Origin of the sequence: Chloracidobacterium sp., assembly GCA_015075585.1 — a bacterium.
Classification (GTDB): Bacteria; Acidobacteriota; Blastocatellia; order Pyrinomonadales; family Pyrinomonadaceae; genus OLB17.
On the sequence record JABTUB010000001.1, the window covers coordinates 1,590,064 to 1,604,153 of the forward strand.

The 14,090-nt window shown below is 54.3% G+C and carries 11 protein-coding genes; 7 read left to right on the forward strand and 4 right to left on the reverse strand.

Going from position 1 to position 14,090, the window contains the following annotated elements; all coding sequences use genetic code 11:
- The first annotated feature begins 30 nt into the window (after positions 1-30).
- A complete protein-coding gene (locus tag HS105_07325; protein MBE7516401.1) occupies positions 31-849 on the forward strand; it encodes a YIP1 family protein in 819 nt (272 codons plus the stop codon).
- Positions 850-851: 2 nt separating this feature from the next.
- Here the strand turns inward: HS105_07325 and HS105_07330 are convergent, their stop codons facing one another.
- From HS105_07330 to HS105_07345, 4 genes are all read right to left on the reverse strand, one after another.
- Positions 852-2,120 (reverse strand): ABC transporter permease, encoded by a 1,269-nt coding sequence (locus HS105_07330; GenBank protein ID MBE7516402.1) that lies wholly within the window; start codon positions 2,118-2,120, stop codon positions 852-854.
- A gap of 2 nt (positions 2,121-2,122) precedes the next feature.
- Positions 2,123-3,316 carry an ABC transporter permease gene (locus tag HS105_07335; GenBank protein ID MBE7516403.1) on the reverse strand — a complete coding sequence of 398 codons (1,194 nt, stop codon included), beginning with the start codon at positions 3,314-3,316 and terminating at the stop codon, positions 2,123-2,125.
- 67 nt (positions 3,317-3,383) lie between these two features.
- Complete coding sequence (locus HS105_07340; protein ID MBE7516404.1) at positions 3,384-4,127, reverse strand: ABC transporter ATP-binding protein; 744 nt, start codon at positions 4,125-4,127, stop codon at positions 3,384-3,386.
- 13 nt (positions 4,128-4,140) lie between these two features.
- Positions 4,141-5,676: an efflux RND transporter periplasmic adaptor subunit gene (locus HS105_07345; protein ID MBE7516405.1), complete on the reverse strand. Its 1,536-nt coding sequence runs from the start codon at positions 5,674-5,676 to the stop codon at positions 4,141-4,143.
- 239 nt (positions 5,677-5,915) lie between these two features.
- Between HS105_07345 and HS105_07350 the strand changes: the two genes are divergently transcribed.
- From HS105_07350 to HS105_07375, 6 genes are all read left to right on the forward strand, one after another.
- Positions 5,916-6,500 carry an FHA domain-containing protein gene (locus HS105_07350; protein ID MBE7516406.1) on the forward strand — a complete coding sequence of 195 codons (585 nt, stop codon included), beginning with the start codon at positions 5,916-5,918 and terminating at the stop codon, positions 6,498-6,500.
- Positions 6,501-6,512: 12 nt separating this feature from the next.
- Positions 6,513-8,429, forward strand: a complete 1,917-nt coding sequence (locus tag HS105_07355) for a protein kinase (protein MBE7516407.1) — start codon at positions 6,513-6,515, stop codon at positions 8,427-8,429.
- 9 nt (positions 8,430-8,438) lie between these two features.
- Positions 8,439-8,942 (forward strand): RDD family protein, encoded by a 504-nt coding sequence (locus HS105_07360; GenBank protein MBE7516408.1) that lies wholly within the window; start codon positions 8,439-8,441, stop codon positions 8,940-8,942.
- 8 nt (positions 8,943-8,950) lie between these two features.
- Complete coding sequence (locus HS105_07365) at positions 8,951-10,609, forward strand: SpoIIE family protein phosphatase (protein ID MBE7516409.1); 1,659 nt, start codon at positions 8,951-8,953, stop codon at positions 10,607-10,609.
- An 84-nt stretch (positions 10,610-10,693) separates the two neighbouring features.
- Positions 10,694-12,514: an HD domain-containing protein gene (locus HS105_07370; GenBank protein MBE7516410.1), complete on the forward strand. Its 1,821-nt coding sequence runs from the start codon at positions 10,694-10,696 to the stop codon at positions 12,512-12,514.
- Complete coding sequence (locus HS105_07375) at positions 12,514-14,064, forward strand: hypothetical protein (protein ID MBE7516411.1); 1,551 nt, start codon at positions 12,514-12,516, stop codon at positions 14,062-14,064. Before HS105_07370 ends, HS105_07375 begins: the two co-directional genes overlap by 1 nt.
- Positions 14,065-14,090 lie beyond the last annotated feature (26 nt).

The following is a 14,090-nucleotide window of genomic DNA, read 5'->3' on the forward strand; positions in this document are numbered from 1 at the left end:
AACATTGCAGCAAATCTCATCGTAAGTTGAATGAACCATCGTTTTACAGAGGAGATATTCATGAGCGACCTTTATCACGCTGAGCCAAATGAGCTTTCACCACGCCCTGACAACGAACCTGAGATGTCTGAGATCTCAACGCTCGGGAACATCTTTCTTGAACCCGGCCGAACGTTTGATGCCCTGCGAAACAAGCCGCGTTTCATTATCGCAGGCATCATCATTTCGCTGCTCGTGGGGATCTACTCCGCCGCGTTGACCGCAAAGATCGGCGAAACTAATTTGCGCAATTACGTTTCAGAACAGATCGATAAACGTTTTCCTGATCTTCCCGCGGACCAAAAGCAAACAAGTATTGACGGACAGATGAAGGTGGCAAGTATCGTACGCTATTTGGTTCCGTTATTCGTATTCATATCGCTGTTCTTCGGCGGATTGCTGTATTGGGGCGCGTCGAAGGCATTCGGCGGCGACGGAGGCTTCGTTCATAACGTCTCCGTGTGGGTCTATTCATCCTTTCCCCCGACGGTTGTCGCGATGGCGGCGAATTTTGTGGTGTTAGCGTTTAAGGATGCTGATTCTATAAACCTTGAGACCAGTCAACGAGGGCTGATCAACGCCTATACGAACCTCGCATTCCTGATCGACGGAAAAAACCTGCCTGTCTTGGCTACGGTCATATCGAGCTTTGACATTTTCTTCATCTGGGGCTGGATCCTTGCAGCGATCGGATTAAAGCGAACGGATAAGCTTTCAAGCGGCTCAGCGTGGATGGTCGTGGTCATAATCGCGTTGATCGGCGTTATGTCACGGGTTATCGGAGCATTCATTTCCGGCAGTCCGAACTAAAGCTATTCGTATCTGAGAGATTCTATCGGGTCGAGCCGTGCGGCCTTCCATGCCGGCCAAAGGCCAAAGATCACGCCGATTCCGACACTCGCACCAAAACCGAGCGGCGGCGCCCACCAAGGTACGTACGACGGCAGGACGAGTTTGACAAGGAGTGTGCCGAGCCAACCGATGAACAGCCCGATCAAGCCGCCCAATCCGGTCAGCGTTGCCGCTTCGATCAGGAACTGGAGAAGGATATCCGCCTGCCGCGCTCCGATCGCCTTTCGAATGCCGATCTCGCGGGTGCGTTCAGTTACGGACACCAGCATGATATTCATAACACCAAGTCCGCCGATCATAAGCCCGATCGAAGAAATGACGATCATTGCGATGGCGATTCCGGCCGTGATGGCATGAAACTGATCAATAATGCTGGCGGCCGTCTCCATCGAGAAATTGTTCGGAGCGCCGAAGGGAACCTGCCGCCGTATTCGTAAAAGGTCCTGCACCTCATCCTTTGCTTTATCGATCTCTCCGTCCTTTGCGACCGCCAAGATGAACAGATCTTCGGAATTCGGCTTCAACATCATCGCCGAACCTATCGGCATATAAATGATGTTGCTTTGGTCGTTGTTGCCGCCGCCGCCGCCGAATAACTGGTCTTTCTTCTCAAGCGTACCGATGATCTTGAACGGAACACCGCCGATCGTCAGTTCTTCGCCCAATGGCGATCCGTTCGGAAAATACGTATCAACGACAGTTTGCCCGATGATACATACATTTGTCCTCGAATCACTCTCGAATTGCGTGAACCAGCGTCCAGTCAGCAGTGTCTCGGAACTGGTCTTTTCAATATCGGGTTCCGTTCCTTGAAGCTGCACCGAAGTTGAGGTCTTGCCATTACTGCCCTTTATTAGGAGTTTCGCACCGAACGGATTATTCGACACGTCGAGGAAAGGCACTGCTGTTGCTATCGAACCAAGTTTCTTGATCGCCGTGACGTCATCCAGAACCAGCGGCTTCCGCATTCTTTCTTCTTGACTGCGGCGGCCTGTGCTCACGCCGAGGTTATATTTGTAAAGAAACAGTGAGTTCGTGCCGAATGATTCGATCTGCTTTTCGACAGCGACATTGATTCCGCTGATGAACGACGAGATGATCATAACGACCACGACGCCGATGATGACGCCGACTATTGTTAAAGCAGAGCGCAGTTTATTGCCCCGCAGCGTGTCGATCGCCATCTTGAAGTTCTCGTAAAATCGGCTTGTTCCGGCGGCTACTGGCATACTCACTCGGCTCTCAATGCTTCGATAGGGTCAAGACGCGCGGCCTTCCATGCGGGGAAAAGACCTGCAAGGATACCAACGGCCGCCGAGACAGCAACGGCAATGATCGCCGCGTACCATGGTATTGTCGTCGGGATCAACAATCGGCTGACAATTATCCCCGAAAGATAAGCGATCACGATACCGATACCGCCGCCCACTGCGGAGAGAACAGCCGCTTCGACCAAAAACTGCTTCAATATATCGGCCTGCCTTGCTCCGAGGCTCTTTCGAATTCCGATCTCGCGCGTACGTTCAGTAACGGCAACGAGCATTATATTCATAATGACAATAGCCCCGACAACGAGCGCGATCGCCGGTACGATCAGAATTACTGTCATTACCGGCCCTAGAACGCTGTCACGAAGGCTGGTTATCGCATCGGGCGTAACGACAGCAAAGACATCCTTATCCGATGAGGATAATTGCCGCCGCTGCCGCATCAGAACACGGGCTTCTTCGACCGCATCGGGAAAAAGTGCGTCAGAGACGGCGATGCCCTCAAAATATAGGTATCGGCTGCCCTTGAAACCTCCAAAGTCGATGCCGTACGTCTTAAGCGGCAGTTGAACAAATGAGTCCATAGGTCGGCCGAAGACCGTTCCTTTTGCAGTGCGGACGCCGATCACGCGGTACGGAATTCCTCTGATCAAAATTTCCTGGCCAAGCGGGTCCTGGTTAGGGAATAGCGTCTCTGCAATATCCGTCCCGATGAATGCGACCCTTGCCCCGGCATCATCCTCGCTCTGGCTGAAATAGCGGCCGTCCTTAACGTCGATCTTGTCGATCTCGCCGATCACGGGTTCGGCTCCGTCAACACTCACATCATCCATCGTGTGCGAGCCCGCACGGAGCGAACTACGCGTACCGCCGGCTTTCGCACCGATCTTGTCGATGACCTGCATTCTGGATCGTATGAACTTCAGATCATCCAACGTCAATTCAGGATTGCGGCGCTGAGCCTCGGCAATGGTGTCGCTGTCCTTAAAATCCGCAAACCCGAAACGCTGTATCGTCAGAACATTCGAGCCGATACCGGCGATCTTTTCGTCAACGTACGAATTGAAGCCCAGCAGTGCTGACAGAATTAGCATGAACGACGCAACGCCGATGATCATACCCAAAAGCGTCAGGAATGACCTCAGCTTGTGAGCCATGATAGCGGAGAGAGCAAGTCTTAATGTTTCAGCAAATCGCACGTTCTTTTTTGGCCGACTTCATCGGTCAATGCCGGCGGGTTTCATCGCTTTCGATCACGCCGTCGCGGATAGTGATCACACGGTGTGCCCTTTCGGCAATGTCAGGTTCATGAGTGACAAGAATGATCGTATTGCCCTCGGCATGGAGCTTTTCAAAAAGCCCCATTATTTCGATACTTGTCTTTGTATCTAGGGCGCCCGTCGGTTCGTCCGCAAGCAATATCGAGGGATGATTGACCAACGCCCGAGCGATGGCCACGCGCTGCCGCTGGCCGCCCGACAGTTCATTCGGTTGGTGTGATACGCGGTCGCCCAGTTCTACTTCAGTAAGTGCCGCGTGCGCCATTTCGTGCCTCTCGGCAGATCGGATCCCCGCATATATCAGCGGCAGTTCAACATTATGAAGAGCCGTCGCACGGGATAATAGGTTGAACGTTTGAAACACGAATCCGATCTCTTTGTTCCGGATATGCGCAAGTTCATCGTCGGTCATATCGGAGACCAAATGGCCGTTTATCCAATAATCTCCCTTCGTAGGGGAATCAAGACAGCCGATCAGGTTCATTAAGGTCGATTTGCCCGAACCCGAAGGCCCGATGATCGCGACGTATTCGTTCCGTTTCACCTCAAAAGTCACGTCACGAAGAGCGTGCAGCTCCTCATTGCCCATTTGATACGTCCTCCAAATATTGCGCATCAGGATAAGAGGCTCTTGCTGACCCGAGATCGGTCTGTTCGTGAGACCGGCGCTGCCGTTTTGTTCTTGCATTTACGATCCCCGGCTACGATCTGTCACCGTCGCTCTTTTTAGTTGCCCGTTTAACGACCGTCCCGTCCTTGAGAGTAGTGAGGATACGGCTAGGCCCGGTAATGACCTCATCGCCGACCTCAAGCCCTGACGTTATCTCGCGGTCAGACTCGCCGGTTATTCCGGTTTGCACCTCGCGAAAAACGGCCTTGTTTCCGTTGAGTACATAAACGCCCGTTACCGTTTTCGGCTTGTCGAATGGTGTCTGATCCTGCAGATTGGCGACGGGTGTCGGCGAAGCGTCGGCCCGCTTCTCAATGACCGCCTGAAGAGGTATTGCTATGACATCCTTTACGGTTTTGGTTGTGATCTCCGCCGTTGCACTCATTCCGGGCCGCAGGGCATTGCGGGTCTCCTCGTCGAGGTCTTTGAGCCGGAGTACAACGCGGAATTCTTTCGCTTCCTGCACGTTGATGTTTGTCGAGAGGCCGCCGCTGGTTTGCGACTTACCGACCGCCAGCGGAGTTTTTTGGAGCACTTCGCCGGCCAATTCTTTGTCGCCGAGGGCATCTACTTTTATCTTTGCCGGCTGCCCGACGGCGACGGAGTCGATGGATGTCTCATCCACCTTTACCTCAACGTTGATCTCGGACATATCAGCGATGGTCAGAAGAGCGGTGGTCGAGAGGCCTGCCACTGCGAACGTACCGACCTTGGATGGGATCTCAGCAATAACGCCGTTGATCGGCGCGACCTGCAGCGTTTTATCGCGTTGCGTGCGCTGGCCGCGCAAAACCGCCGTTTGCTGCTCAGCACGCGCGCGGCTCGAACCGACGTTTATCGTTGCGGTGTCAACGGCCCGGCGCGCGTCCTTTACCGCGACAGCCTGCTGATTGCGGCGTGCGATCGTCTCATTAACCGCAAGCTTCGTTGATTCCAACCGTGCTTTTGCGTTATTAAGGCCGACGCGTGCGGTTTCGAGTTTGTCCTTATAGCCGTCGTATTCCTGTTTCGAGATAACGCCGGCCTCCAGAAGCTGCGCATTTCGGTTCACCTCGCGTTGAGCGGTATTAAAATCGACCTGAGCTCTATCAACGTCGGTTTGTGAAGTAACCACATTCTGCCGCGCAGCGCTGACACTGGCGTCAGATGCCATCAGGCCTTGCTGTGCTTGTGTAAGGGCATTCTGTGCGGCGGTTACCTGCGTTTGGGACGACTGTACATCCTGCTGTGCGGACTGCAATGCCGCAACTTGCGCATCAGTACTTGACTGAAGCTGCGTCGGGTCAAGTCTCACCAGAGGCTGGCCTTTTTTGACCTGATCGCCTTCCTTGACGTATATCTCTTCGATACGTCCCTGCACCTCGCTTGTGAGATTCATGAACTGTATAGGCCTGACCTCACCGGATGCGGTAACGGTCGTTCGCAATTCCGCCCGCTTTTCGACCTTCACGGTCGTAACCTCCGGTGTGTCGGAACGAGACGCAAATACTGCAGCGACGATTATAATGGTAAGCAGTGCGATGCCGGCTACACCTATGATCGTCTTGCTCTTGCGGGTAAGTGCCATACTATCTAAACCTCTCGAGAATGGTAAACAGTTGATCTGCCGCGCTTGTCCCTGTGCTTGGCAGTACAGTAGTACGCCTCGGAAGGCGGTCAAGTTTCATAAAACTCCTTGCCCAAGATGCCCTCGATAACCGACATTGCTCACGATCAGTTATACGAAGGATCCGATCTCCGATTTACCAAAATCGAAGAAAACGCTAAAATATCACAGCAATAGATCGAAGGCAGGTAGCGTTCTGAATGATCAAATGTCCAAAATGCGGCACCGACACGCCGGATTCGTTTCAGTTCTGTGATGAGTGCGGCACTCGTTTGCCCCGGCCGGCACCTGAGCCGCCCGCATACGTACCGCCGCAAGCGGCTACGATCGCTGAAACTTCCGTGAATTCGACGGTAATAGAGCCGCCGATTTTTACGGAGACTGAAGCTGTGCCGTCGCAGGTCGAGGCCGTTGCCGTGATCAACCCACCGGCCGCGGGTGAACCGCAGGCGATGGACGCGAAGCTTGTGATCGAGCGAGGCCAGTCGCCGGGCGCGGAGTTTCGTATTTCCGGCACTGAATGCGTCATAGGCCGTTGGGATGCTGATAACGGAGTGTTTCCGGATATCGATCTCGATACATTCGATCCTGAAGCAAAGATATCGCGGCGTCACGCGCGTATCCGCAAACAGAATGGCGAGTATGTGATCGAAGATCTCGGATCAACGAACGGCACTTATGTAAATCGCGGACGTCGGCTTTTGCCCGGAATGGCGCAGCCGATCAATGACGGAGATGAGATCATCATCGGCAAGACATTTCTTAGATTTCAGATCACACGCTGATCGCAGGTTTTGATGAGGGTTTGTGCAGAGTGCGGCCATCAGGCTGCTGAAAACGACCAGTTCTGTCCGTATTGCGGTATTTCACTGCCGCCCGCTGAGGATTTGCCCGTAAGCTCCGAAGGGCCGGACGAAAGTTTTACCAACACCATCGTGATGCCGCCTCCTGAGATAGTTGCTCCGGACAAAGGCGAAGCTGAAAAGGATCCCAACGAAGTGCTGCTCGCACCTCGGCTGTCAGCAAATGACGGACCATCGGTCGTGCTTTCCGTGCCGTCTGACACTGCGTCCGAACCGGCAAATCACACCTCTGCGGCGTCGGTTGAGGCAGAACCGGCCTCAGGCGACATGCCCGTTAGACCCGTTATAGCGGAGGAGCCTTCGTGTCCGGCGCCGGGTGAGGAGACGGTCGATGACGACGCTTCAGCCGACAACGGGATGGCCCCCGCCGCGAGCGGCGAAGAGTTTGGCGATCGTTCGGTTGAGGCTGCCGATAACAGTGCTTCGCATACACGGCAGAGCCTAGCGGAGTTTGCACCGGACAGTAAGGCAGTCGGCCTGAAAGCGCTTGCTGACGGCACCCTCCTTCACACGCGATATCAGATCGTGCGAAAGATCGGCGGCGGCGGAATGGGCGCCGTTTATCTGGCAACGGATCGCAACCTCGGCGGCGTACCGCGCGCCGTTAAGGAGATGGTGCAGTCTCATATAGAAGAAGCTCAGCAGGAGAAGGCGATCGAGGATTTCAAACGTGAATCGATGATCCTCTCGCAGCTCGACCATCCCTCGATCCCGACTATCTACGATTATTTTTTCGATCCTGAGGCCGGGCGTTTCTACCTCGTCATGAAGTACATCTCAGGCGGTGATCTCGCGGGACGGCTGCGTGCATCGCCTGAAGGCCGCATAGACGAACGGACCGTCGTTCAATGGGCCATTCAGATCCTCGATGTGCTTGATTATCTGCACAACCTGCCGGAGCGCATTGTTTATCGCGACCTCAAACCGTCCAATGTGATGATCGACGGCAACAGTGGCCGCGTGATGTTGGTTGATTTCGGCATTGCACGATCGATCGACAGCAAGGGCGAAAAGGGCGTAACTGCCGTTGGCACGATGGGTTACGCACCGCCGGAGCTTTTCAGCGGGAGTGTTGAACCTCGCTCGGACATCTACAGCCTAGGCTCGACGATGTTCCACCTGATGACCGGTGCCGACCCGCAAAGCAATCCGCTCTTGATCTTTGATTTTGAAAAGAACCCAAAGCCTCGACAGATCAATCCGAGGCTTTCCGATCAGATCGAAAGCATTCTCATGCGATCGGTCGAGTACAATGCGGAGTCGCGTTTTGCTTCCGCTGCCGAGATGAGAATGGCTTTGGCCGACCACATTAAAGCTTTGGACAGCGGCACGACAACTTATGGCGTCTCGCTTACTCCGCCGCCCGTTAGCCTTTCCGAGCAGTTCGTGTTTTGCGGCTTCTGCGGGCAAAGGATAGTCGCCACGGATATGTTCTGTGCGTTCTGCGGTTCCAAACAGCCGATCGCTCAGCAAGGCGTCCATCGTGAGATATACTTGCACCAATCAGGGACCGCGAGATTGGTTGTGATGGGTACAACCGACCTAGAGTCGCCCGCATATCTGCTGGAGAAGCAAGAGAATCTGTTGGGCCGGCGCGACCCGATGTCGAATATCTTTCCGGAGGTCGACCTCTCGAAATACGACCCTCAGACCAAGATATCGAGGCGGCACGCGCGTATATGGCACGAAGGCAGCCGGTTCCTCGTCGAGGATCTCGGCTCGTCGAACGGCACGATCCTCATACCGTCTTCGAATGAGGTAACCAAGCTTCAGCCGCATTTGCCGCATCCATTGTCGAACGGCGACAAACTTCATCTCGGCGATACCGTTTTGCATTTTATTATTGGATAATCGACGACTATGGTAAATTCCGCCTTGGTGAGTGATCAGGATAACAGGATCCGGGTTCGCGAAAGTGACGCTGAAGACGTCAGCCAATTCGCCGCTCCCTTTTTATTAAAGGTCGGGGCCGCATTGATCGATTATATCGTCCTGTTGGTCTTTCCCATTTTGGGGCTGCTGTCAGAAAAGATATTCGGGCCCAACGGCCTCGATCTGGTAACTGACAGAACGCTGTGGCTCTATGCGGCTCTTCTGGCAGGAGCGAATTGCGTTATTTTGCCGCTATTCACCGCCAGGACACTCGGCAAGGCGATAACAGGCATTCAGATCGTCCGGGCTGACGGAAAACCGGTCGAAGCGGGCAAGGTCTTTTTTCGCCAAACCGTTGGATACATACTGACATTGGCGACACTTTGTCTTGGTTTTTTTCTCTCAGCGGTCAATTCCAGCGGGCGGTCGCTTCATGACCTGATATCGGGAACAATGGAGGTCAGGGCGTCTAGGAGACAGGTGCGGGCGTAGGCGGCAGAATGGCTCAGCTCTTTATTCAATACGGCGGACAGCCTGAAACGATCGTTCCGATCAACCGGCTTCGTACAACAATAGGCCGTTCGGCTCGCAGTGACGTCTGTATTCCGGACGCATTTGCATCCCGCCTCCATGCTGAAGTTCGCAAGGAAGGCGACGCCTATTTCCTGCATGACCTCGGCTCCGCGAACGGCACACGCTACAACGGCAATATAGTTTCGGGGATGGTACCGCTGAATTCCGGCGGCATTATTCAGATCGGCGAGACGGCAATACGCTTTGAGGGCGATCGCCCGCAGATGTCTCCGATCTCGGCGACACTTGTCGGCGAAAATACCAATGCTCTTGACCCTTCGAAAACCATCGCGTTATCTGCCAGGCGAAGCCCGACGGCTGAATTTTTCAATTCCCAAGCCGCAACACGCACAGACCTGCTCGGGCTTATAAGCAAGGTCGGCGTTACGCTGCTTTCCTCAACAAGCCTTGAAGATACGCTCGACCAAGTGGCGTCGCTGGTTTTTGACGCTGTTCCGGCGAAGCGCGTGATCATAATGCTCCGGGACGATGCGGCGGAAGGCGGCCTTGCGATCAAGGTCGCTCGTGAACGAGGCCGAGCGGAGCCGCTTGACCAAGTACGCATCAGCCGCAATGTAATGACCGAGGTCATTCATAACGGAAAGTCCGTGTTGACCGCGGACGCACAGCACGACCCAAAGCTTGCGAGCCAAACGATAGTGCTTCAAGGCATCCGCTCTGTACTTGCGGTTCCGCTTTGCGTTGACGAGCGGCACGTTTTCGGGCTTATCTACGCAGATTCGCCTGCAACTGAAAGGGCGTTCAGCGAAGAGCATCTCGATATATTGACCACCCTTGCGTCGGTTGCTTCGATCCGGGTTGAGAACGCGAGTTTGATGGACGAGCGGATCAACCGTGAACGCATGGAACGTGAGTTGGAACTCGCGACCGAGATCCAGCAACGTTTGCAGCCGTCCGCTCCGCCCTCGGTCGAAGGATACGATTTCCAAGGGATATCGTTCTCGTGCTATGAGATAGGCGGTGACTACTACGATTTTATACGGCGCGATGACGGTAAGATACTCGTGGCTCTTGGCGATGTTTCCGGCAAGGGTACAGCGGCGGCACTGCTGATGTCGAGCCTCCACGCTGCAATACACGCACAGGTGGCGTCGAACCGCGAACTCGCCGGAACCGTTGCATCGATCAACGAATATCTTGCGGAGAATACTCCCGCAAATCGTTTTGTTACACTATTTATCGCTGAACTCGACCCCGACGGCGGGTCGTTGGAGTTCATAAACGCAGGGCACAATCCGCCTTTGATCGGCCGTGCTGACGGACGTATTGAACAACTCGAATCAGGTGGCCTTCCGCTCGGACTGATGGCTGCCGCTCAATACGAGACCGGCAACGCTCAACTCGGCCGCGGCGATGTGCTCTTCATCTATTCCGACGGCGTTTCCGAGGCTAATGATGTTCAGGAAGAGGAGTTCGGAATGGATCGTCTGCGGCAGGTGATCCGGCACAATGTTCAGCGTTCTGCGTCAGGCATTCGTGATAAGGTCGAGTCGGCACTTTCCGAGTTCACCGGAACGGCTCCGGCTAACGACGATATTACGATCGTGATCGTCAAAAGGCTCTAATCATAAACAGTTAAAACTTGTTGACCATATCCGGCCTTTTTCGTTAAAATAATAAGGTACGGCGGCAGCTTGCGCCTTCCCATCATGCCTTCCGAAAGAAAAAAACTCAGCCTTTTTGTTTTTGTGGTAGCCACGCTGCTTGCGGTCGGGCTGATCCCTCTCGTTCTGACGGGCTGGATCCTTTCGGACAAGAGCGCTCGGGAGCTGCGGGCCTCTGAAAATCGCTATCAGATACAGCTTGTACAGGATAAAGCCCGGCAGATAGAAATGTTCGGCAAACGGTTCACGTCGATCGTTTCCGGACTCGCGACCGCTCTTGAAATGAGTAACGACCGGCGCGTGATCGCATCGCCCGAGACTCAAAATAAACTTGCCGCGATCCTTAAGGACAACCCAGATCTGCTGGCCCTGTCGATACGGCCCGTAAACTCATTGCCCATCACCATATTTCGTCCGGGCGGCCCGACGAGCGGAGTGCTTGAAAAGGCCGCGTCGGAGGCACACGCATCCGGCCCTGAGGTTAATGTAGGCGAACCGCAGGATGCGGGCGACGCTTCGCAGTTCCTGATGACCTTTGCCCGAACCATAACCCTCGACGGTGAAAGCGGCGTCAAGATCGTTGCGATCGCGTCGCTGCAGGGAATATCACAGGGAATTGTCGGAAGTGTCCGTGCAAAGGACGCGGACCTGTGGAAAGCAGGGCTTCCGATCGTCTTTGTGGTTGACCGGACCGGATCGACGGTCTTTCATCCGGACCCGAACCTTGTGGCTCAACGGCTGCCGATGATCGACCTTAAGATCGTGCAGGAGTGGATGGAATCAGGAACGCAGGTGCAATCGGCCCTTGTGCCGTTCACGGCGGATCATAACGGCGTAAAGCACGAAATGATCGGCGCGTACTCCACGGCGCGTTTCGGCGGCGACAACACGTTCGGTGTTTTCACCATGCAGGACGAGAGCACGGCGCTTGCGTCGGTTGCGGAGATGCGAACTCAGACATGGATGATCAGCCTCGCATTTGCGGTGCTGGCGGTTATAGTCGGGCTTGTCGCTTCACGTTATTTGACCTCGCCCTTGATGCGACTCGTCAATGCCTCAAAGATGATCGCCGCGGGCGACTATTCCGTAAGGGTAAAGGCGAATAATGTTACCGAACTCGGTACACTCGGCGATTCGTTCAATCTAATGACCGAAAAGATCGAGGAGCAGATCGTAAAACTTGCTAGTGCCGCCAAGGAGAACCGGGAGCTCTTCGTCGGAACGGTCAAGGCGCTCGCCGCCGCCATAGACGGCAAGGATAAGTACACACGCGGCCACTCTGAACGTGTTGCGAGGATCTCTGTTGCGATAGGCAGACGTCTCGGAATGAGCAGTTCGGAGCTGGACGACCTTAGGATGGGCGCATTGCTCCATGATGTAGGCAAGATCGCAATAGACGACTCGATCCTTAAGAAAGCCGCACCGCTGACAGACGAAGAATACGAAATAATGAAGACCCATCCGCAGCGGGGCTACAAGATAATGTCACAGATACCTGCGATGAAGGCATTTTTGCCCGCGATGTATATGCATCACGAAATGGTCAACGGCAAAGGCTATCCGCAGGGCCTCACAGGAGATCAAATACCGCTTCAAGCCAAGATCGTGTCAGTTGCCGATACCTTTGACGCAATGACGATAGATCGGCCGTATTCGAAAGCAATGGAGCTGACGGCCGCTCTTGAGCGTATTCGGAGTTTTGTCGGCACGCGCTATGAAAGCGAGGTTGTCGAGGCTCTCGTGGATGCCTGCATCGAGGGCGAGGTGGGCCAGGGTATCATACGGCAGATGGCCGAAAAGCGTGCGGCCGAATCTGCCGTAATGACGCATAACGAGGAGGCATTGCTTGACCGGATCGTTGCCTAATGTTCATGGAAATTGAAGATCCGCAAACATCTTGGGAAGTTGAGGTCGGCGGTGTCGTCTCCGTCGCAACTCTTGACGAACTCAAAGAAAAGATCGCCGCCGGTACAATATTGCCGATCGACCGCGTGAAAAAGGGAAACCTCAGGTGGATAGAGGCCGGCAAGGTTCCCGCTCTGTTATCGTTCTTCAACGCTGCGGGCATCAACGATGCCTCGGGCCCGACCATCACGGAAACGAGCTCCCGGAAGACAACAGGGAACCTTGAAACTTCAGCAGGCCCAATGTGCGGTGTGCATACGGATACGGTTGCGGCATATTCCTGCGAGTCGTGCACGAACTCGTTCTGCAAAGCTTGTCCGACATCGTACGGCACAACGGTAAAGATATGCCCGTTCTGCGGCGCCATGTGCAAACCGATCGATAATGCACAGCAGCCCAAAGGGCAGAGGCTTCAGCTCGTGCATCCGCGGACAGGCGAAAAGTTCGGCTTTGGCGACCTCGTCGATTCATTCGCATACCCATTTAGGCATCGGGCAAGCCTCATTCTCGGAGCGACGCTTTTTGCCGTCTTTCAGCTTGGGCAAATGGCAATAGGCATCGGCGGGATCGCGATGTTTGCGGGTGTTATCTTCGCAGCATTGCTTGCGAACGCGCTGGTCTTCGGCGTTCTTGCAAACACGATCGAAAATTTTGTTCAAGGCAAGCTGGATGCAAATTTTATGCCGGCCTTTGATGACTTTTCGACTTGGGACGATATCATACAACCATTCTTTCTCAGCATCGGCACCTATATCATTTCGTTCGGGCCGTTCATTGCGGCGGTGGTCGTCTCATTCTTCCTTATAATGAACACGCTGACGAGTGAGATCGACAAAGCCAAGGCAGATGCCGCCCGATCGGTCGATCCTGGGATCGCCTACAGCATCAACCGAGCCGAACAAGGCGAAAAACTGAAAAAGATCGTCGATCAGGCTGCCGAGGCACAAAAGCGGAGAGTTGAAGCGATGGATCGTAACGAGGCTCTTCCGGAGGGATTTGATGCACAGCAGCAAGACGACGTGATCCGCCGCGACCGTGAGCTTCAAGCGATCGAACAACAGCAATTAGAAGCGGCGATTAAAGACGCGGCTAAAAAGCAAGCCGATCAAGGCTTTATTTCGAAGATATCGGGCTTCGGCCCCGTGATCCTGATCATACAACTCGTTACGCTGCTTTGGGCTTTGTTCTATTTTCCGGCGGCATGTGCCGTTGCGGGCTACACGCGGTCATTCGGAGCAGTGATCAATCCGGCCGTCGGTCTTGACACGATCAGAAGGCTCGGCGGTTCGTATGTATTGCTATTGGTGATGACGGCAGTGATATCGACCGTTTACATTATCATCAGCGGGCTCATTCGCGGTGCCTTTGCTGCCTTTGAACTGCCGATGGCCGGAAATATTCCCGCGGTGTTCGTATCATCGCTCTTCGCATTTTTCTTCCTGATCGTCTTTTCGGCATTGCTGGGCCGTGCACTGTACAAAAAGGCGGATGTACTCGAACTGCCGACATAGGCATTTCCGACAATTGATATTGGTAC

Bases quoted from the DNA above. Each gene is read 5' to 3' on its own strand.
- HS105_07325 (MBE7516401.1), top strand. From the start codon at position 31: ATGAACCATCGTTTTACAGAGGAGATATTCATGAGCGACCTTTATCAC.
- HS105_07330 (MBE7516402.1), bottom strand. From the start codon at position 2,120: ATGCCAGTAGCCGCCGGAACAAGCCGATTTTACGAGAACTTCAAGATG.
- HS105_07335 (MBE7516403.1), bottom strand. From the start codon at position 3,316: ATGGCTCACAAGCTGAGGTCATTCCTGACGCTTTTGGGTATGATCATC.
- HS105_07340 (MBE7516404.1), bottom strand. From the start codon at position 4,127: ATGCAAGAACAAAACGGCAGCGCCGGTCTCACGAACAGACCGATCTCG.
- HS105_07345 (MBE7516405.1), bottom strand. From the start codon at position 5,676: ATGGCACTTACCCGCAAGAGCAAGACGATCATAGGTGTAGCCGGCATC.
- HS105_07350 (MBE7516406.1), top strand. From the start codon at position 5,916: ATGATCAAATGTCCAAAATGCGGCACCGACACGCCGGATTCGTTTCAG.
- HS105_07355 (MBE7516407.1), top strand. From the start codon at position 6,513: ATGAGGGTTTGTGCAGAGTGCGGCCATCAGGCTGCTGAAAACGACCAG.
- HS105_07360 (MBE7516408.1), top strand. From the start codon at position 8,439: ATGGTAAATTCCGCCTTGGTGAGTGATCAGGATAACAGGATCCGGGTT.
- HS105_07365 (MBE7516409.1), top strand. From the start codon at position 8,951: ATGGCTCAGCTCTTTATTCAATACGGCGGACAGCCTGAAACGATCGTT.
- HS105_07370 (MBE7516410.1), top strand. From the start codon at position 10,694: ATGCCTTCCGAAAGAAAAAAACTCAGCCTTTTTGTTTTTGTGGTAGCC.
- HS105_07375 (MBE7516411.1), top strand. From the start codon at position 12,514: ATGTTCATGGAAATTGAAGATCCGCAAACATCTTGGGAAGTTGAGGTC.